Annotated in this window: 16 protein-coding genes; 9 read left to right on the top strand and 7 right to left on the bottom strand. The window is 68.2% G+C overall.

The window, feature by feature from the left end; all coding sequences use genetic code 11:
- Positions 1–131: 131 nt before the first annotated feature.
- The gene (locus tag RIB98_09005) at positions 132–2,180 is read left to right on the top strand and encodes a S9 family peptidase (protein ID MEQ8841108.1); all 2,049 of its coding nucleotides are present in this window, start codon (positions 132–134) and stop codon (positions 2,178–2,180) included.
- Between the two features lie 272 nt (positions 2,181–2,452).
- The gene (locus RIB98_09010) at positions 2,453–3,559 is read left to right on the top strand and encodes a ResA-like WAxxUGC motif-containing protein (GenBank protein MEQ8841109.1); all 1,107 of its coding nucleotides are present in this window, start codon (positions 2,453–2,455) and stop codon (positions 3,557–3,559) included.
- Here the strand turns inward: RIB98_09010 and RIB98_09015 are convergent.
- Together RIB98_09015 and RIB98_09020 are read right to left on the bottom strand one after the other, a co-directional pair.
- Positions 3,538–5,856, bottom strand: coding sequence for an EAL domain-containing protein (locus tag RIB98_09015; GenBank protein ID MEQ8841110.1), 2,319 nt, complete (start codon positions 5,854–5,856; stop codon positions 3,538–3,540). The genes RIB98_09010 and RIB98_09015 overlap by 22 nt on opposite strands.
- A gap of 194 nt (positions 5,857–6,050) precedes the next feature.
- Positions 6,051–7,055 (bottom strand): hypothetical protein, encoded by a 1,005-nt coding sequence (locus tag RIB98_09020; protein ID MEQ8841111.1) that lies wholly within the window; start codon positions 7,053–7,055, stop codon positions 6,051–6,053.
- A 139-nt stretch (positions 7,056–7,194) separates the two neighbouring features.
- Between RIB98_09020 and RIB98_09025 the strand changes: the two genes are divergently transcribed.
- From RIB98_09025 to RIB98_09050, 6 genes are all read left to right on the top strand, one after another.
- Positions 7,195–8,601: an ABC transporter substrate-binding protein gene (locus RIB98_09025; GenBank protein MEQ8841112.1), complete on the top strand. Its 1,407-nt coding sequence runs from the start codon at positions 7,195–7,197 to the stop codon at positions 8,599–8,601.
- Positions 8,601–9,320 carry an alpha/beta hydrolase gene (locus RIB98_09030; GenBank protein ID MEQ8841113.1) on the top strand — a complete coding sequence of 240 codons (720 nt, stop codon included), beginning with the start codon at positions 8,601–8,603 and terminating at the stop codon, positions 9,318–9,320. Before RIB98_09025 ends, RIB98_09030 begins: the two co-directional genes overlap by 1 nt.
- A 13-nt stretch (positions 9,321–9,333) precedes the next feature.
- Positions 9,334–9,750: a GNAT family N-acetyltransferase gene (locus RIB98_09035; GenBank protein MEQ8841114.1), complete on the top strand. Its 417-nt coding sequence runs from the start codon at positions 9,334–9,336 to the stop codon at positions 9,748–9,750.
- 129 nt (positions 9,751–9,879) lie between these two features.
- Positions 9,880–12,261, top strand: coding sequence for a 5'-nucleotidase C-terminal domain-containing protein (locus tag RIB98_09040; protein ID MEQ8841115.1), 2,382 nt, complete (start codon positions 9,880–9,882; stop codon positions 12,259–12,261).
- 50 nt (positions 12,262–12,311) lie between these two features.
- Positions 12,312–13,112, top strand: a complete 801-nt coding sequence (locus tag RIB98_09045) for a hypothetical protein (protein MEQ8841116.1) — start codon at positions 12,312–12,314, stop codon at positions 13,110–13,112.
- 32 nt (positions 13,113–13,144) lie between these two features.
- The gene (locus RIB98_09050; GenBank protein ID MEQ8841117.1) at positions 13,145–13,609 is read left to right on the top strand and encodes a DUF3293 domain-containing protein; all 465 of its coding nucleotides are present in this window, start codon (positions 13,145–13,147) and stop codon (positions 13,607–13,609) included.
- On the opposite strand, the gene RIB98_09055 is transcribed toward RIB98_09050, so the two are convergent.
- Positions 13,495–14,340 carry a phosphate/phosphite/phosphonate ABC transporter substrate-binding protein gene (locus RIB98_09055; GenBank protein MEQ8841118.1) on the bottom strand — a complete coding sequence of 282 codons (846 nt, stop codon included), beginning with the start codon at positions 14,338–14,340 and terminating at the stop codon, positions 13,495–13,497. The genes RIB98_09050 and RIB98_09055 overlap by 115 nt on opposite strands.
- Positions 14,341–14,433: 93 nt before the next feature.
- Between RIB98_09055 and RIB98_09060 the strand changes: the two genes are divergently transcribed.
- Positions 14,434–14,943 (top strand): PPOX class F420-dependent oxidoreductase, encoded by a 510-nt coding sequence (locus tag RIB98_09060; protein MEQ8841119.1) that lies wholly within the window; start codon positions 14,434–14,436, stop codon positions 14,941–14,943.
- 60 nt (positions 14,944–15,003) lie between these two features.
- On the opposite strand, the gene RIB98_09065 is transcribed toward RIB98_09060, so the two are convergent.
- The 4 genes from RIB98_09065 to RIB98_09080 form a co-directional block, all read right to left on the bottom strand.
- Positions 15,004–15,906 (bottom strand): enoyl-CoA hydratase-related protein, encoded by a 903-nt coding sequence (locus tag RIB98_09065; GenBank protein MEQ8841120.1) that lies wholly within the window; start codon positions 15,904–15,906, stop codon positions 15,004–15,006.
- A 101-nt stretch (positions 15,907–16,007) separates the two neighbouring features.
- Entirely contained in the window at positions 16,008–17,615 is a 1,608-nt protein-coding gene (locus RIB98_09070; GenBank protein MEQ8841121.1) for a DEAD/DEAH box helicase, read from the bottom strand.
- Between the two features lie 33 nt (positions 17,616–17,648).
- Complete coding sequence (locus tag RIB98_09075; GenBank protein ID MEQ8841122.1) at positions 17,649–18,548, bottom strand: methyltransferase domain-containing protein; 900 nt, start codon at positions 18,546–18,548, stop codon at positions 17,649–17,651.
- Positions 18,545–20,425: a glycosyltransferase gene (locus RIB98_09080; protein ID MEQ8841123.1), complete on the bottom strand. Its 1,881-nt coding sequence runs from the start codon at positions 20,423–20,425 to the stop codon at positions 18,545–18,547. The genes RIB98_09075 and RIB98_09080 overlap by 4 nt, the downstream gene beginning before the upstream one ends.
- Positions 20,426–20,470 lie beyond the last annotated feature (45 nt).

The raw sequence follows: 20,470 nt of genomic DNA on the forward strand, positions 1-20,470 counted from the left end.
GACTGTACCTCTGCCGGCTGACACGCTTCGGGGCGCCAAACTGTCGGTTCCGGGTTCCCGGCACTCGGTGTTGACCGCGACGCTTTCACGCTGCTCGCTGACCCGCGCCCGGGTGCCGTAGCGTCGGGTCAGTGCACGACGTCGACCCGCCATCCGGCCCGCCCGAACCGATCGCCCGGACGGTCCCGCACCGGTGGGGTCGCCCGAGCGGGCCGGTCGACGATCCGTACGCCTGGCTGCGCGACCGCGACGACCCGGAGACCATCGCCTACCTGCAGGCGGAGAACGCCTACTGCGACGCCTGGTTCGCCGACCGGGCGGCACTCGTCGACGAGTTGTTCGGCGAGATCCGGTCGCGCGTCCAGGAAGACGACGTGTCGGCACCGGTGCGCAAGGGCGAGTGGTACTACGCATCGCAGACCCACGAGGGTCAGAGCTATCCGACCCACAGCCGTGGTCGGACGGCGGCGATGGCCACCGACGACGTCCTGCTCGATCAGAACGTCGAGGCGGACGGTCACGACTTCTTCGACCTGGCGGCATTCGAGATCAGCCCCGATCACGGCCGCCTGGCGTGGTCGGCCGACACGGCCGGCGACGAACACTTCACCCTCCGGATCCGCGACCTCGGCCGCGGCGTCGACCTCGATGACGAGGTGCACGACACGACATATGCCGGTGTTGCGTGGTCGGCCGACGGTCGGTTCGTGTTCTACGTGGCACCCGACGACCAGGAACGCCCGTTCCGGGTCATGCGCCACGAGGTCGGCACCGGCCAGTCCGACGACGTCGAGGTGTACCGCGACGACGACGAGCGGTTCTTCGTCGGCGTCGAGGCGACGCGCAGCGGCCAGTGGATCGTGATCGGATCGGTCAGCAAGACGTCGTCGGAGTTCGCGTTGATCCCCGCTGCGGCGCCGACATCGGCGCCGACCGTGGTCCGGCCACGGGTCGCCGACGTCGAGTACCGCGTCGACCACTGGGTCGACCGCTTCGTGATCCTCACCAACGACGACGCGGTCGACTTCCGGGTCATGGAGGCGTCGCTCGGGGACCCCGGCGAGTGGACCGAGCTCGTGCCCCACGAGCCGGGACGCCGAATCGTGACGATCGAACCGTTCGCCGGCCATCTCGCGCTGCTCGAGTGGCGCGAAGCTCAGCCGCAGGTGCGGGTGGTCACCGGCGACGGGGCCGACCGACTGCTCGACATCGACCCCGAACCCCACGACATCGAGTTCGGGCACAACGAGGAGTGGTTGACGAGCGTCGTCCGTCTCACGCACCAGTCCCTGACCTCGCCGGCGCGGGTGATCGACGTCGGGCTCGACGACGGCGACATCACCGTCGTGAAGCAGATGCCGACCCCGAACGTCGACCTCGGCGACTACACCGCGACCCGGCGATGGGCCACGGCCGCCGACGGCACCAAGGTGCCGGTCGACGTCGTCCGTCACGTCGACACCCCCGTCGACGGCACTGCACCGTGCTGCGTCTACGGCTACGGGTCCTACGAGGTCTCCCTGCCGCCGTGGTTCTCGGTCGCCCGGCTGTCGCTGCTGGACCGCGGCGTCGTGTGGGCCCTCGTGCATCCGCGCGGCGGCGGCGAACTCGGTCGGCAGTGGTACCTCGACGGCAAGCTGCTCTCGAAACGCAACACGTTCACCGACACGCTGGCGGCGACCGACCACCTGGTCGACGTCGGCGTCGCTCATCCCGAGCGGCTGGCCATTCGCGGCGGGAGCGCGGGCGGGCTGCTGGTCGGTGCCTGCATCACGATGCGCCCCGAGCGCTACGCCGCCGCGGTGGCCGAGGTGCCGTTCGTCGACGTGACGACGACGATGAGCGACCCGACCCTTCCGCTGACGGTCACCGAGTGGGAGGAATGGGGCGACCCTCGCGACGAGCCGCACGCGTCCTACATCGCCGGGTACTCGCCCTACGACAACACGGTGGCGGCCGACTATCCGGCCGTGTACGTGACGGCCGGGCTCAACGACCCGCGGGTGAGCTTCCACGAGCCGGCGAAGTGGACCGCGAAGCTGCGCTCGGCGCGGACCAACGACGCACTCGTGCTGTTGCACACCGAGATGGGCGCCGGCCACGCCGGCCCGAGCGGGCGCTACGACGCCTGGCGTGACGAGGCCAAGGTCATCGCGTTCCTGCTGGATGCCCTCGGCTGAGCCGGCAGGTGCCGTCGCGATCTGCGGTGGGCCGGGTCGGGGGCGATGTCACGGCTCATTCGGTTGACGTGTTCGATGACGATCGCGTCGCGACCATCGATGACCCCGATGGTCACCTCGAACATCGTGACACGCACCGAGGCCACACATGACCTCGCAGACACGACGGAACGCGCTCACTTCGCCGCCAGGTGACGCGGCGTGCACCTCTCATCCCCAGGGACCAGAACGTGGATGAATGGCTGTGGATATGCCTCCACTACGGTGCCTCCATGATCGTCGATGACCTCACCGTGGATCGCCGGGCCTTCGAGGCGCGCACCGGTTGGCAGCTCAAGCCGGAAGGCGCGTGCAAGGGGGAGCTCTGCATTCCGTTGGTCGAGCCGTCGGTGGGGGACACGGTCCAGCTCGATGTGATCGCGGACCAGCTCGGCCTGGCGCTCGTCCACGATCCCGACGTCGGGCTCTGGGCCACCGGTCCCGAGACCATCGGCGCTCGGGCCCTCGCCACCGCCCAGGCCCCCAACCTCACGCTCCCCGGCCTCGACGGATCCACGTTCGAGCTGGATTCGCTGCGGGGAAAGAAGGTCGTCCTCTACGCCTGGGCACCGTATTGAGGTTGCTCCGGTGACCTGCCCGTGTGGCAGGCATTCCGCGAGCAGGTGAAGGACAAGGGCGTCGAGATCGTCACCGTGGGCATGGATGCCGCCGGCGCGGAGGCCTGCCGTCCGTTCATCGAGGCGGCGTCGCCCGCCCACCCGTCGCTGATCGACACCACGCACCGCATGGCCGAGCAGTTCGGCGTGATCAACATTCCCAACGCGGTGTGGATCGACGAAGAAGGGATCATCGTGCGTCCGGCCGAGCTCGCGACGGCACCGCCGTCGATCAGCAACGACCGCAAGAATCCGATGGCGGGGATGACCGAGATCCCGGCGCGGATGATGGACATCTTCACCGAAGCGATGCAGTTCGAGGCCGACCCGGCCGCCTACGAGGCCGCGCTGCGGGACTGGATCGAGCACGGTTCGGCCAGCCGCTTCGCGCTCGGCCCCGCCGAGGTCGTCGAGCGTTCACGGCCTCGCAGCGCCGACACCTCGAAGGGGCAGGCCCACTTCGAGCTGGCCTGTCACCTCGAGCAGGCGGGTGACCACGAGGCTGCCATCGGTCACTTCCGCGAGGCGCATCGGCTGGTGCCCGACAACTTCGCCTACCGCCGCCAGGCCTGGTCGCTCGAACCGGCGCCCGAGGGCCCGATCCAGCGCTTCTGGCAGGGCCCGGTCGAGGGAGCGGAAGACGACTGGCCCTACGACAGCGAGTGGCTGAGCGACGTGCGAGCGATGGGCCCGGCCAACTACTACCCCAAGGTCGATCTCTGACGAGCGGGTCCCACGTCCCGCCGCTCCGGCCGGCCGAGGTCGGGGTTCGGTGTCGGCCTCGCGAAGAAGTACCCCTGCCCGAGCCGGCAACCCAACTGCGACAGGGTCTGTGCCTGCTCCGCGGTCTCGATTCCCTCGGCGATCACGTCGAGGTCGAGCTCCGCCGCCAGGGAGAGAATCGTGCGGACGATGGCGATGTTGTTGCTGGCGCCACCGATCTCAGCCACGAAGCTGCGGTCGATCTTCAGGCTGTCGACCGGGAGCATTCGCAGATACGTGAGCGACGAGTATCCAGTGCCGAAGTCATCCATCGAGAGCCGCACCCCGAGTTGGCGCAGTTCGGCCAACGCGTGGAGAGACACGTCCAGGTCGTCGATGATGGCGGTCTCGGTGATCTCGAGAACCAGCGCGTCCGGCGGTAGCGAAACCGACTCGAGGATGCGGCGCACGCGGGCCGGGAACAGTTGGTCGCTCAGCTGTCGCGGGGAGACGTTCACGCTGATGTACAGACCTGGTTGGTCGGCGTCGGTGCTGTCGCCGCTGCGCCATTCAGCGAGCTGACGACATGCGACCTCCAGGACCCAGTCGCCGATCAGACCGATCAATCCCGCTCGCTCCGCGATCGAGATGAACTCATCGGGTCCGACGGTGCCCAGCCGCCGGTTGGTCCAGCGCACCAAGGCCTCGCACCCGACCGGGTTCTGAGCGGGAAGCGAAACGATGGGCTGGTAGACGACGGAGAGTTCGTCGCGAGCGATCGCCCCGCGGAGCTCCACCTCGATCTCGGTGCGGCGTCTGGTGCGGATTTCGAGTTCGTCGTCGAACAGCACCGCCATCAACTCGGGACGTCGTTTGCTCTCGTAGAGCGCAACGTCGGAACGACGGAACAACTCCGTCGCCGACACGGTGTCGTCGCCGACCGCCCACGCAACGCCGACGCTCGCCGAGAGGTGGTGCTCCAACCCGTCGATCTCGACCGGTAGTTCGAGCGCCTGCGCCACCTGGGCCGCGATTGCGGTGAGGGGTTCCCTGCTCTCGACCCGGTCGCAGAGCACGGCGAACTCATCGCCACCCATCCGGGCGATGAGGCCGTCGGAACCCACGCAGGACGCCATCCGGCGCGCGACAACCCCGAGAACACCGTCCCCCGCAGGGTGACCATGGCGGTCGTTGATCTTCTTGAAATCGTCCAGGTCGATCAGCACGATCCCGACGCCGGACCCGTCCGACTGTCGCCGCTCGAACGCCTGGCGAAGTCGATCACCGAACAACACGCGGTTGGGGAGACCGGTCAGTCCGTCGTGGGTGGCCTGCACGGTCAGAAGGGTGTTCACCTCCTCCCGGTCAGCGAGTTCGCTCATCGTCGAGGCGACCACGAAGCTGGTGACGAGGGCGATCGCGAGAAAGAACTGGATCGAGATCACGTGGGGTTCGCCGTCACCGGCTGCGAACGGTCCCCAGCCGTGCGAGGTCGCGATGTTCGCGGCGAGTGAGACGATGAAACCTGCCCCGGCCGCCGACCGCAGGCCGAATCGCATCCCGGTCCACAGGAGGACGACCAGGACGAGATAGGGCACCAGGGCCGAACCCGTCGGGCCGAGGTTCGCGAAGCTGAGAGCCACAGCGGACACCATCAGGGTGCCGAGGGCGAATCGCTCACGGCCGTTGCGGGGGGTACCCCGCCGACTCGTGTACGTCATGAGGAGCGGGACCATCACGAGTACGCCCAGGCCGTCGCCGACGACCCATTCGAGCCAGGTGCTGCTCCATGACCGGTCGTAGGCGCTCAGGGTGCCCGCCGTACCGATCGTCGCGCCGACGACCGGGGCCAACACGACTGCGCCGAGAAAGAAGATCGCCGTCATGCCGTCCTGACGGGAGTCACGGGAATTGCCGTAGCGGCGCAGGATCGTTGCGCCCAAGGCGGGCTCGACGACGTTCGCCACTGCCCACCAGATCGCCGGAACGAGCGGCATCATGCCCAGCGCGAACGCGAGGGCGGTCGGCGACACGATGCCGGCGATCACCCATCCCCACCGGCGCACCGGAACGACCAGCATTGCCACGACCGCCAACCCCGCCGCCGGCCAGAATCCCGCGGACGTGGTGGTGACGTCACCCCGCCAGACGACCGTCAGGCTGAGCACGATGCACAACGCCCCGACCACAGCGGAGATACGCAGGCCCGAGGTCGAGGCGATCGTGTCGCCATCGAGGGACCCGCCGCGCAGCGTACGAATCGTCCATGGCGCGGGCGACGGCGGGTACTCCGCTCCCGGGAACGATTCACTCTTCATTCGCCGTGGCCTTCATGTGCTCCGTCCTCGACCTGATGGTGTCCGTCTCGTCGAAGCCGACAACCAGGGGCCGTGAGCGAAGTGATCGCCGAACTCCGACGTGCACTCCAATCGGCGTGCGGAGAGAGATCTTGAGCAGGGGCAGGTTCAGACGGCGTTTGCGCAGCGTTCCCGGCGGGAGGAACGTGCGGGCGCTAGCTGACCCATTCGATGCGATAGGAGAGGTCGTGTCCCGCCTTCTCCGAGTACTCGCGAATCGATTTGCGGGCGAGCTTCAGCGTCACTGCGGCGGGGAGCAATCCGCTGACCCGGCCGAAGAGCGTGCGGCGCTCACCGATCGGAGCAGCGTTCCCCGTCGCGAACGTGACGTCGACGCGAGCCTGGCGGTGGCCGGCCTGGTCCAACAGCTTCGAGAGTCGCTCGAACATCTGAACGAGAGGATCGGCCCGATGGGTCGACCAGTTGGCCGGCGGCACGAAGTCGACGAAGTGCATCAGGTGGTAGTTGAGATTGATCCAGAGGCTCTCGGCGTCGAGCGACAGCGGCTCGTTGTCGATGACCCGGTGGCAGTGGAGGGCCTCGAGGTCGTCGAGCCGGTGGAGGTTCTCCTCCAGCTCGTCGAGAAGGTCCCCGTCGTAGAACAGCCGGAGGATCGACGGGAACGCCTCCACGTGGCGCGCCTCGAACTCGGTGAGGAGTTCCCTCAACTCGGGGATCTTGGCAGCGTCCATGGCGAAGGTGTTGGTCGCGGTGCCCAGAATCGAGTGGAGAAGGGCCACGTTGGGCGAGTGTTCCGGGTAGTGGCGGGCGGAATAGTCGTGACAGAAGACGAGGTGCTCGAGGAAGGTGCCGTCGGCGTGTTCCATGCTGAAGTCGCACTCGCGCACCATGAAGTCGATCAGGCGCTGATCGATCGGTGGTGCCGGCTGGGCGGTCTCGGCGGCGGCGTAGGCGGCCTCGACCTCGGCCGCCGCGTCGGCGTCCCAGGTCGCCTCCTTGGCGAGCTTCTCGTCCATGAACTTGCGGGCGAGACCCTCGAGGCCCCCGAAGATCGTCCGGCCCATGTCGAAATCGGCCATGCGGGTGACCCGGACCTGTCCGGTGTGGTCGACGGCACCACCGACCGTGATCGCCGCCTTGCGCTGCAGATTCAGCGTCGCCTTCAGCTCGGCGCTCTCGGTGGTGTCGCTCCCGGTCACGTGCCCTCCGTCCGTCTGGACCTCGATCCTCGAGCCTAGACCCGCCTCGCCGTGACGGCCGCTCGGTACAAATTGGTCTCACATGAGAATATGTTCCAGACTGCGCGTCGCATCCGCCTGTCAGTATTCGAGGACATTCATGTTTCGTCGCCAACTTCTTGCCCTACTTCTGGCCTTCGGCCTGTTCGCGAGCGCCTGCGGAGGCGATGACGCCGGCAGCGACGCGGCAGACGTCGACGACGGTGCATCGTCGACGACCGAGGCCGCTGATGCAGACGAGAGCGACGCCGTCGACGACGATGACGCCGGCGACGAGGCAACCACGACCGAGCCGGTCGAGCTGACCGCGTCGTGGAGCGGTGTCACCGAGGACACGATCCGGCTGGGCTTCACCACTTCGGACCTCGAGGAGCTGAAGTCGCTGGGCCTCGTCGATCTCGACCGTGGCGACCCGAACCTCATGCTCGACACATTGATCGCCGACGTGAACGCCCGCGGCGGCATCCACGGCCGCATGCTCGAAGCCCACCTCGAGCTCGTGGTCCCGCTCGACGCGACGCAGGGTGACGCGGCATGCGTTCGCCTCACCGAGGACATCGGCGTCTTTGCGGTGCTCGCACCGTTCACCGGTCCGAACACCGATCTCAACCCGTGCTTCAACAGTCGCAACTCGACGATCGTCGTCGGCGGCCAGCCCACACCCGAGCAACTCGAGATCTCGAACGCTCCGTGGATCAGCAACACGATGTTCTCGGATCGTCGGCTCGCCGGTGTGATCCAGCTCATGGAAGACGACGGACTGCTCGGCGACACCGTCGCCGTGATCGTCACCGGCGAAGAGGAGCCGGCTGCCCGCGACATCGTGATTCCCGCGCTCGAAGACCTCGGCAAGAACGTCGTCGATGTCGTGTTCGAGACCAACAACGGCGACATCCTCGCCGGTGAAGCGCAGTTCGAGGTCTTCGGCGAGCTCTTCCGAACCGAGGGGGTCGACAGCGTCATCCTCGTCGAGAACACCGCCACGTTCGGGGCCACGCAGCTCGTGCGGACGGGCCTGGACGCAAACTTCCTCGTGGTCGACTCGGCCCAGCTGCTCGGCGGCATCGGTGCGCTCGAGGGCGCCGTGCCCGAGGATCTGGCCGGCATCATCGGCTCGGGTCTCGCGTCCGAACAGGAGGCCTGGGAACTCGAGGCGACCCAGGACTGCGTGCGGGTCTTCGAAGAGGCAAACCCGGAGATCACCATCAAGCCGACGTCGGAGCTCGCCCCGGGTGAGTCGAACTGGTACGAGAACATACTGATCTTCTGCGCCCCGCTGCGGCTCTTCGAGCTGGCCGCGAACGCGGCCGGTCCCGAACTCACCCACGAGTCGTTCCTCGCCGGTGCCGAGAGCCTCGGTGACATCGACATCCCCGGCCAGGTCTTCGCCAGCATGGGTCCGGACAAGTACGGCGCAGCCGACGGTCTCCGGCTGACAGTGTTCGATCCCACCGTGGGCGAGAAGGGCGGCGCCGTGCCCTACGGCCCGCTCGAGCAGATCGGCTGATGTCCGTCCCCGCCATGGGCCGCCCTCCGATCTCCGATGCCGTGCTCGTGCACGGGTCGTTCTCGTCGGCCGCGTCATGGGACCCGGTGCTTCCCGGCCTGCGGGCCGGGGGGCTCGAGCCGCACACCGTCACGCTCCCCGGCCACGGTCACCGCATCGACGAGGCCGGACCTGATATCGACCTCTACGCCCACGCGAGCGCGGTGGTCGAGCATGTGCAAGCCAACGGTCTGGACAACATCATGCTCGTCGGCCACAGCTACGGGGGTATGCCGGTCACCCAGGCATGGGACGCACTTCGTGATCGTGTACGAGCGGTGGTCTACGTCGATGCCGGCGTGGCCGAGAACGGCGAGTCCCAGTTCGATCTGCTGGGTCCCGAGATCGCCGCAGTGACACGTGAGATCGCAGCCGCCAACGGTGGCATGTTGCCGGCGCCGAATCGCGACACGCCGTCGTTCCCGCTCGCAGTGTCGTCGATGGAGACGCCGGTGCGGCTGGGCGTTCCGTTGCCGGCGGGCGTGCCCCGAGTGCTCGTGCTCGCCACCGACAACACCGGGAACCACCGATACCACCATCGCCAGGCGGCGGAGCTGCGGGGTCGACCGGACTGGACGATCGTGGAGATGGACTGCGGACACAACGTGCTCGGCGAGCGCACCGGCGAGCTCGTGGCCCTCCTGCTCGGACTCGCCGGGCCGTCGCTCTCGGCTGCGTGAGCTTCCGCGATCTGTGACCAGTTTGACGCCGTCAACCGATCTCCTCACCGAACGACTCGGGATGGCACCGCTCGTGGTGGCCGATGCCGATGCGATGGTGCGGGGGTCGGGTGATGCTCACCAGACGTGGCTCAACTGGATCGTTCGCACCCGCGACGACGGGGCCGAAATCGGGTACGTGCAGGCCACCGTGACCGGAGAGGTTGCCGAGGTGGCGTGGCTCATCGAACCGGCCCATCAGGGACGGGGGCTGGCGGCGGAGGCCGCGACTGCGATGAGCGACTGGCTCGTGGCCAATGGGGTCCCGCGGATCCGGGCCCACATCCACCCCGACCATGTGGCGTCCCAGATGGTGGCCGAGCGCATCGGTCTGGTCGTCACCGACGAGGTGGATGACGAGGGTGAGGTCGTCTGGGCCTCACCGACCTGACCGACGTTCACCTCTCGTTCGCGCTCGCGCAACTTGCCATCGACGCGAGGAGGGGAAGGAGTTACGGTCGGTCCCATAGACAACTGCGTGTCGACCGCGGCGCCGGTGTCGCGCGACGAGGAGACGATGATGAGAAAGCCATTCATGGCCGCTGTTGTGGCGCTGATGCTGGGACCGCTGCTGGCGTTCGCCCCCGGGTCGGGCGCGGTCGAACTCGAACCCCAGGCCACGAGTTTCACCGACGTCGTGCCCGGGAGCTGGTACGAGGACGCGGTTGCCTGGGCCGAGGATGCCGACGTCACCACCGGCACTTCGCCGACGACCTTCTCACCCGATGACACTCTCGATCGCAAGCAGGGACTCACCCTGCTCTGGCGTGCCCTCGGCTCGCCGACCGGGTCGCCCGACAGCGGCTTCAGCGACGTCCCCACCGGCGTCTACTGGGAGGAAGCCGTCAACTACGCCAAGGCGGCGGGCATCACCACCGGCGTCTCGGCCACCGAGTTCGGCCCCGACCTTCCGATGACCCGCGCGATGTACGCAACCATGCTGTGGCGCGCCGCCGGCGCACCGACGGGCAATCCTGACTCAGGGTTCGGCGACGTGGCGACCGCTCGCTACTTCACCGAGGCCATTCGCTGGCTGAAGGCCGAGGGACTCACCACCGGCATTGCCCCCGGTGTGTTCGGACCCGACGAGACCATCACCCGGGCCATGGGGGTCACCTTCCTGTGGCGTCGTGTTGGTTCGCCCGTCTTCTCCATGAACATTTTCCACATCAACGATCATCACTCGCATCTCCAGGCAGGGAGCATCGACCTGGCCGTCGGCGATGCCGGCGACGAGGTTGCGATCGAGCTCGGTGGCTTCCCCCGAGTCGTCAGCGCCATCGACCAGCTCCGCAGCGCCAACGAGGGTGAGAACAACGTCACGGTGCACGCAGGCGACGCCATCACCGGCACGCTCTTCTACACCCTGTTCGAAGGTGAGGCGGATGCCGCGCTGATGAACGAGGTCTGCTTCGACGTGTTCGCCCTCGGCAACCACGAGTTCGACGGCGGAGATGCCGGACTCGTCACGTTCCTCGACTTCCTCGCGGCCGACCCGGACTGCGAGACCGACGTCGTCGCTGCGAACGTCGTGCCGGAGATCGGCACGCCCCTCCGGCCCGACGCGGCCACCGAGTACTTCCAGCCCTATTCGGTCCAGCAGTTCGGCGACGAGCAGGTCGCCTTCGTCGGCATCGACATCGCCCAGAAGACGCAGGTGTCGTCGCAGCCGCTCGACACGACGGTGTTCCTCGACGAGGTCGAGACCGCGCAGGCGACGATCGACGAGTTGTCGGGGATGGGCTTCGACAAGATCGGGCTCGTCACGCACTACGGGTTCACGAACGATCTCGACCTGACGACGATGGTCGACGGCGTCGACTTCATCGTGGGCGGCGATTCGCACACCCTGCTCGGCAACATGCCGGCGCTCGGCCTCGAGGGCAATCCCGACTACCCGACGATGGCAACCGACATGGGCGGGAACACGACCTGCATCGTGCAGGCGTGGGAATACGCCCAGGTCGTCGGTGAGTTCAACATCGCCTTCGATGCCGATGGCAACGTCACCTCGTGTGGCGGCACGCCGCACCTGCTGCTCGGCGCGGTGGACGACTTCGACGCCGACGAGAACACCGTCTCGCCTTCGCAGGCCCAAGTGGATGCGGCCCTCAGCGCGGCGGGTCTGTTGACCTTCTTGCCCGACGCTGCGGCGCAGGGCGTACTCGACGACTTCGCCGAGGAAGTCGACGTGCTCGCCATGGAAGTGATCGGCTCGTCCACGGAAGACCTGTGCCTGGCCCGGTTCCCGTACCAGGACGAGGGGGTCGGCGAGTTCCAGAACAGTGGCCGAAGCACGCTGTGTACACCGGATGAGCTACCGAACGGCGGCCACATCTCCCAGCAGGTCACCGACGCGTTCCTCGACCGGGCCTTCCGGGCCGACATCGCCCTCCAGAATTCGGGCGGTGTCCGCAACGACATCCCGGCCGGCGACATCACGATCGCCGACGCCTACGAGCTCCTGCCGTTCGCGAACACCCTCTACGAGCTGGAGATGACCGGCGCCGAAGTGGTGCTGGCGCTCGAACAGGGCCTCGGCAACGTCATCGACGCCGAGGGCTCGAGCGGTGCCTATCCCTACGGCTCCGGCATTCGCTGGAATGTCGATGTCAGCGCCGACTTCGGTGAACGCTTCACCGACATCGAGGTGCGCCCGAAGGGCACCGCGACGTGGACGGCGATCGACCTCGACGCCACCTATGTCGTCGTGGCCAACAGCTTCATGGCCACCGGCGGCGACGGCTATCAGGTGATGGCCGACGTCGTGAACGACGGCCGCAGCGTCGACACGTTCCTCGACTACGCCCAGTCCTGGATCGACTGGCTGATCGACGAGAGCCCGGTCGCGCGCCCGACCGAGTACTCCACCCAGTCCTACACGCCGATCCCGGTCCCGTAGCACGCAGGGTTTTTCGCGACCTTTCCCGGCGCTGCGGCGTCGGGAAAGGTATGCGATCCCTCCTTCGATCCTCACTTGCCCTGCTGGCCATCGCCGTCGGCGGCCTGCTGGCGTTCTCCCAGCTCGGTTTCGCCGACATCACGGCGCCGTGGAAGAACCTCCATGTGTCCAGCACCACCGAGACGATGTACCAGCCCAAGCCGGCCACGATCACCGAGATCGAGCCGATCTCGCTGGATTGCCGGGCCCGTATCCACACGACCGTCCCGATCGAGGGACGGCGTGAGCATCGGGTCCTGGGCCAGGTGTATCGCACCGACACCGTCGAGATGACGGCGATCGGTGACATCGACACCTGCGTCGACAGCGACCAGGTGCAGGTCACCAACAACGACGACGGCACGGCCAGCGTGCGGGTGCCGGCCGAGGCGATCCAGTTCGTCCGCCCTCGCATCGACGCCGAGGCCACGGTCGGCAGCGTCGACTACGACCGGGGTCTGGTCGGCAAGTTCACCGACCTGTTCCCCTGGGTGAGCGACAACAGCGGGCTGACCCCGGCCGCCTACGCCTACGCCCAGGCCGTGGTCGGGAGCAGCGACTGCATGGCCCAGGCCTACGACCTGACGACGCAGGCCATGATCGACGCCTATCGCGACCAGATGGTCGAGCAGGGCTTCGACGCCGACGACATTGAGGTCACGATCCACGGCACGCCCGATTTCGGCGGGTCGATCGATGACGAGACCGTGATCGGTGGCTACGACTTCGAGGTCAACGACGGTGGCGAGATCTGCGAGGTCGCGCCCGATGCCTACGGCTCCACGTCGACCGATCCCGACGACCTGAGCTGACACCCGGCCACCGTGTGGCAGTGTCTCGGTCGATGCAACGAGACGACGACATCTGGGACGCATTCGCACAGGCGGTCGTCACCATCGAGATGCCCGAGGGGCCGCGCCGTCTCGAGCCCCGGCCGGTCGGGGAGGTGGGCGTCTTTCCCTTCGCCACACCGGTGCACATCATCACCGCCCACAATCCCGCCGGTGAGCCCGACGACCCGGTTGCGAACGAGCGACGGCACCGGGAGCTGACCGAGCATCTCGTCGGCCACCGGATGATGGCCACCGTCGGCAGTGCCGTGGACGGCACGATGGCCGAACCGGGTCTCGGCGTCATCGGACTCGACGATCGAGTGGCGATCGAACTCGGTCGCCGCTTCGGGCAACTCGCCATCTACCGATGGACGGCCGAGGCGTTGGAGATCGTCGGCATCGACGAGGCTCGACGGATCGAGTCGGGCTGGGCGTTGGTCGATGCCCGGGCGAGAGCCTCGCGAACCGATGCGTAGTGGTGCTCGTCGACCTCGACCAGCCGACTGAGTCCGGCGTCGTGCAGCGCGGCGCCCACGTCGGGGTCGTCGGCGGCGAGCAGGGTACGGCGAACGTCTGCGAGCCGCGTGGCGTCGAGGCCGGCGCGGGCGACGAGGGGCTGCACCGGCCAGGGACCGAGCCGTTCGATCACGGGCAGCTCGGCCACCGCGGGGTCGTGGCGAGCCCGGCGGGTACGGACCACCGAATCGACGACACAGGCGTCGAGGTCGCCGGCCAGCAACGCGTCGAGCGAGCGGTGGTGGCCGCCGGTGAAGACCAGCTCGGCGAAGTCGCTCGGGTCCTCACCGAGGTCGGCCAGCGCGAAACGAAGTGCGTGGTGACCGCTCAGGCTCACGACATCGTTGCAGCCGATCCGGCGACCGGCCAGGTCCGACAGGGCCTGGATGTCCGAACCGATCGGGACGACCAGGTCGCCGAAGTAGACGGGACGGCCGAGCGAGTCGGGGTCGTCGGGCACCCATGCCACACCGGCCAGCACCACCGACGGGTCGGGTGGGCGCAGCGCCAGGTCGACAAAGGACGTGGAACAGATCCAGCCGAGGTCATAGGTGCCGTCGCGGAACGGGTCCTGGTCGGCGGGCGGCCCGGAGGTGGCCGTCTCGAAGGTCACCTCGGCGCCCAGACGGTCGGCCAGCAGCTCGAACAGCAACGCGGGGAAACCGGGCGACAAGTACGACACGAGCTGCACCCCGGCAACCTACCGGGCGGGTGGAAATGGGGCGACCGGTGGGCCGGCCGCTACTGTCGGCCCCGCTCTGGACGCCGAACGACAGGAGCCCTCATGGGACAGAACCAGCGCTCGCAGATCACCATGACCGAGGAAGAGATCGACGTCTTCATCGAGCAGAGCCGCACCGCCACGATGGCGACGGTCGGGGCCAACGGCGCCCCGCACCTGGTGGCCATGTGGTACGCCTGGCTCGACGACACCGTCTGGTTCGAGACCAAGGCCAAGGCGCAGAAGGTGGTCAACCTGCGCCGCAACGACCGCCTCTCCGTGATGATCGAAGGCGGGACGACCTACGATCAGCTCCGCGGCGTGGCGCTCGAAGGGCGCGGCATCGTGATCGAGGATCCCGACGAGATCTGGCGGATGGGCGTCAACGTGTTCGAGCGCTACAACGGTCCGTACAGCGAAGAGATGAAGCCCTTCGTCGAGATCATGTTGCAGAAGCGGGTGGCCGTGAAACTCGAGATCGAGCGCGTCCGCACGTGGGACCACCGCAAGCTCGGCATGGCCCCCATGGACCTCGCCGGCACGACCGCCCCCCACATCGCCAACCCCGGCTGACCCGTCCCCCCGGTGTCAGACACCTGTCCCGCCGGTGTCTGACACCTGTCCCGGGGACGGCTACTCGGCGATCTTGGGTTGCTCGGCGGCGGTGCGGTAGTCGTCGTAGGGCTCGTCGCGCTCGGTGAGCGTGGCGGTGAGGCCCTTCTCCTGCACGCCCTGGATGAAGACGCGCATCGACTCGGTGTGGGTGCCGAGCGCACACAGCTCTGTGCCCTGACGGATACCCGTGCGCAGGCCCATCACCTCCATCTGGCGGTGGACGACCCGCTTGTTCAGCGCGACCACGTCGGACGGTGTCTGCGCGATCCGCGACGCGATCTTCAACACCTCGTCGGTCAGGTCCTCGGCCGGGAATGCCTGGTTGGCCCAGCCGTACTGCACGGCCTCGAGGCCGGTGACCGAGTCGCCGGTCATCATCATCTCCATGGCTTTGCGCATACCCATGAACCACGCATGGAAGTGCATGTCGGGCACGCCGAACCGGGTGGCCGGATACCCCATCTGCGCGTCTTCGGCCATGTAGACGAGGTCACAACAGGTGGCGAGCTCGGAGCCGCCGGCGAGGCAGTAGCCGTGCACCTGGGCGATCACCGGCTTGGCGAGGTCCCAGATGCTCATCCATCCGTCGGTGACGTGGCGGGGCCACTGGCCTTCACCGCTGGCGGTGAAGAACGGGAGTTCGTAGCCCTCGTTGCCGCCGGCGAGGTCGTAGCCGGCGGAGAACGACGGGCCGTCGCCGCGGATGATCGACACCTTCACGGTCGGGTCGTCGTCCGCGTCGCGCAGCGCCTGGAGGATGGCCCCCCGCAGCGGATGGATCATCGAGTTGCGCTTCGCGGCGCGGTTGAACGTGACTCGTCGAACGCCAGGGATGGGATCGTCGAGGATCACCCACTGGTGGTCGTCGTCGACTGTCGCGCCGGCGCTCGGGTTGGGTGTGACTTCTCCGTATTCGCTCATGCCCGGACCCTATGACCGATCCCCTCCAACCCCGAAATTGATGGAGTTGACCACCGCTCGGGTGGCCGCCCCGCCTCAATTTGCAGGAGGGGAGGGGGGAGTCAGCGGAGGCAGGTGCAGTCGACCTTGTCGTCGAGAGCCTGCCACTTGAAGGCGCGGGGCTCGGAGGCGACGCCGCATCCGGTGCAGCGCAGCACCCATTCCTTGCCCACGGCTTCGAGACGGACGGGGTGTTCGCCGGTGGAGAGACGGGGCTTCTCCTTGACGATCTTCGGCTGCGAGATCATCGGCAGCTCGGGGCTGCGGATCTCGAGGTAGGGCGCGGAGTCGGCCCATTCGGTGATCTCGTCGGGGGAGAGAACGGGGGCCGTGAAGTAGCCGACCGTGTCGGGCACGATCACTTCGGCCGGGCCGTTGTAGTCGAGGAACTCGGAGAGCTTGTCGGTCTGCTCGGGGCCGAAGATGAACGACGACTCGGAGATGTTCTCGATCTCGTCGAGGAAGCCGTCGCCGCCGTCGGAGTAGCGCGGGTCCTCGAGGGTGTCGGCCGAGAAGATGATGACGAACCGGGCGCCGCTGCCCTGGGGCTTGCGTCGCAGGATGCGGCCCATGCGCTGGATCATCTGGCGACGGGTGCGGCTGGCGCTCACCACGATGCCCAGGTTGGCGTTGGGCACGTCGACGCCCTCGTCGAGCACGCGCGGGGCGGCGACCGCATCGAGCGTTCCGTCGCGGAGATCGTCGAGGATCTGGCCCCGGTCGGTTCGTCCGGTGCCGCCGGTGATGATCTCGATGTCGACGTGAGGGTCGAGACGGACGATGGCGTGGTTGGCGGCTCGCACCGTCTCGGTGAAGATCAGGGCGCCGTCGGCGTCCTTGATCACCTCGGCGAACGTGCCGAGCGACTCGTACTTCGCCGAGCTCGTCGCCACGATCTCACGGCGGGCCGAGAACGCTTCGAGGTAGTCGTTGGCGGCCTTGCCGTCGGGGCCACCGTCGTTCTCGGCGAGGTGGTGCACGGCGGCGAGGAAGTCGCCGAACGGCGTGTGGGGTACGCCGGGGATGTTCTTCAGGGCCCGGCGGGCGGCCACGATGGCGCCCTCGGTGGCGTCGTATTCGCTGCGCTCCTCGGCGGTGAGGGGCACGGCGACGAAGGCGACGCGCGGCTGGGCGCACACACCGTCGTCGATGGCCGCACCGAAGTCGTAGCGGTAGCAGATGCCCCCGAAGTAGGGGAGCAGGATCGACTCGACGGCGTCGTCGGACCGCTCGAGAGTGGCGGTGAGTCCGAGGCGTTCCTGGTACTCGGGCAGCAACGACTTTCGCAGCACCGCGCCGCCGAAGCCGTGGCACTCGTCGGCCACGAGCAGGCCACCTGCGTCGGTCTTGGGCAGGGGAACCCGGCTCGCCGCGCTGTGGCGAGTGGTGACGAGCACGTCGCAGTCGGCCGGACGGTCGCGGTAGCCGTCGCCCAGTCGGCCGATGGTGTGGTCGGGCAGCAGCTCGAGCAGCCGCTCGTTCCACTGCTCCATCAGCACTCGCGAGGGCACGATCACCAGGACGAAGAGGCCTCGTTCGAGCGCATCGCCGATGGCGGTGATGGCCACGTCGGTCTTGCCCGATCCGGTGACCGCCTCGATGACGCCCCTGCGGCCGCACCGGTGCCAGGCGGTCAGGGCATCGTGCTGCCAGCGGTAGAGGTCGCGCATCGTGACTAGGAGGCTAGAGGGCGGCCGGTGCCGTCACTCCGCCGCCCGGCGGATGACATAGACGAACGTCTCCCCGACGAACCGCCGTTTCGGGCGGGCGAGGTTGCGCAACGCACGACCGACCGGGCCGGCGTCCGGGGGCACCTGCCGCACCGGGCCACTGGTGTCGAGTCCGACGGTGCGCCAGTGGCTGCCCCGCACCGTGCGGGCCAGCCATTGCCGCGGCGTCGAGCGAGACACAGGGGTGTCGGTAGTCGCTGCTTCCGCGAGGACGAGTCCGTGGCGTTCGGCGAGTTCGGCGATGCCGCTCGGGAATGCGTAGACGATGTGGTCGACGTTCTCCCAGGCGATGCCGAGCTGGCCGGCCCGTACCCGGCGAGGCGAGAACGGGTTCGGCGTGGTGAGGATCATCTCGCCGGTCGGAGCGAGGCCGTCCGCCGCGGTCCGGAACAGCATCCCGAGATCGGCGACGTGCTCGACGAGCTCACCGGCGACGATGACGTCGAAGGGTCCGTGATCGGCGACAGGGCCGAGACCGCAGGAGAGGTCGTGGGCGATCGCGTCGAAGCCGCGTCGCTGCATCGCGGCGACGCCGTCGTCGAGGATGTCGACGCCCAGGCACGCTGCGGCTGAGCCAGCGATGCGGGCGTGCAGCCAGTTCGACGCATCCATCCGGGCCTTGTCGTGGGCGACACAGCCGACATCGAGCACACGTCGACCACGGACGCGTTGTTCGAGGAACGTGACGCGGTCGGGGATCTCGTCTCGCCATGCGGCGCCGAGGGTGGCGGCCCGTTGGGCGACGGCGACGGGGTCGTTGGGGTCGTCCGTGCGATCCGTCCACCGGCTGTTCGGCACATGGTCGCGGATGGCGTCGTCGTACTGGTGACGGCGGCTGTGGCGCATGGTTCTCGACGGGATCGCGGCGTTCATCGGAGGTGCCTCGGGAGGTCCACGGGGTCGACGCGTTTGCCGAGTCGGCCGCACCAGCCGTCGCGGAGCGCAGCGCTGTTCACGCGGAGGTTGGTCCACGCGACGCGCGGCGAGACCGCGAGGTTGACCAGCGGTTTGGCCAGACCCGCGAGTGCGGAGACGCACACGGCGTCGAAACGTCGGCCGTCCTTGCGCAGGACGATGACCAGGTTGCGGAAGCTGTAGTAGCGCCGCCAGCTCGGCGGCTGGACACCGGCCCGGGCGGTCGTCGGCGCGACCATCGCGGCAAGTCCGTGTTCACGGGCGATCCCACTCGACCAGATCCGGTAGCCGGCTCGTTTGAGGGCCAGCCCGAGGTCGAGTTCCTCGAAGCCGAAGAAGAGCGCGGGGTCCGGACCGTCGACCGCGCGCAGCGCACCGGCGAGATAGTGCGGACAACCGTTGCCGGAGAGGTAGTCGACCGGCATCGGGTCTCGGCTGGTCTCGGTGCGGAGGCGACCGCCGCGCCGCAGGGACGCCCCCCACGTGCCGACGCCGCCGACGTTACCGTGGGTCGACTGGAGCTCACGGAAGACGGCCTGCACCTCGGCGAAGGTCTCGTCGCGGTGCGGCGGATCGTTGTCGTCGAGGAGGACGACGAGGTCGTGGTCGTCGATGACGGGGAGCAGTTCGGCGAGGCCGGCGGTGAAGCCTCCCGCCGGGCCGGGATTGCCGGCCAGCGGGAGGTAGAGAACGGTCTCCGCGGGAACGGGATCGGCGGTCTCGACGAGACGACGGATCTCCGGGTCGGCGCCGTTGTCCACGACCACCAACGTGTCGAGTGGGGCGGTCTGGCCGGCCAGACGGCTGAGGTGGTCGATGAGTAGATCGGGGCGCCGGAAGGTCACCAGCACGGCGTGGCTCCGCGCCGGCGAGGACGGGGTCGTGGCGATGCCTCGTCGCGGGGCGGAGAGCGGACGGGCTTCGAGCGCGCCGCGAACGACGCCGACTCGTGACGCCAGCGTCCAGGTCCACGAGTAGCGACCGCGTCGGGTCACGATGGTCGGAAGTCGCAGTGCGAGCCAGGCGATCGACTTCCACCCGGCCGAGCGGGGCGGGGGAGCGATGCCGAGGCTGCGGGCTCGTGCGATCAGGTCGAACCGGCGGCGGCCATAGCCGACCCCTTGACACCACACCTGGCCGAGGCCTTGCCGAAGCCGGTAGTGCACGGTGGCGTCGCCGGCCCGAACCGGTGTGAAACCGGCCGCTTGGGCGCGAAGGCCGAACTCGATGTCCTCGACGCCGTCGAAGGCAGAGTCGTAGCCGCCGAGGGACTCCCACACGGTCCGGTGCATGCCGCAGGCACCACCGTGGGCGAATCGGACTCCGCCGAAGACGGGGAGGCCATCGTCGGGCAGCGGCCGGGTCGACGCGAGCCATGTCGGGTTGAGACGCGTCGTGTCGAGCCGGCTCGAGACCAGCGGGTACTGCTCGAGGGCGTCACCGATGGCGGCGACCCAGCCCGGTGCGATGAGGTCGTCGCCGTCGCAGATCGCGATCGAGCGGGCGCTGCTCGCGGCGATGCCGGCATTGCGGGCGTAGGCGACGCCGCGGCCGTGGTGGGCGGCGACGACACGGATCGGGATCGGACTGACGAAGGTACGTGCGATCTCGGCCGTGTCGTCGGTGGAGGCGTTGTCGACCACGATGATCTCCCAGTCGCCGTGCCACCGTTCGGCGCCGAGCGCCGCGAGCTGGGTGGGAAGGGTCGCACTCTCGTTGTGGCACGGGATGACCACGGAGAGATCGGTGGCGCGACAAACCTGCACCGAAGCGGCCGGTGTCTCGATGATCTGGGGCGTGGTCTCGCCGGATTCCAGGTCCGTGTCGCACTTCACCCGTCTCCATCGGCACTTGCGGGTTCGGTTGAAGGTCGCAGGATC

It is taken from the genome of Acidimicrobiales bacterium (assembly GCA_040219515.1).
In the GTDB taxonomy this organism is placed as follows: domain Bacteria; phylum Actinomycetota; class Acidimicrobiia; order Acidimicrobiales; family Aldehydirespiratoraceae; genus JAJRXC01.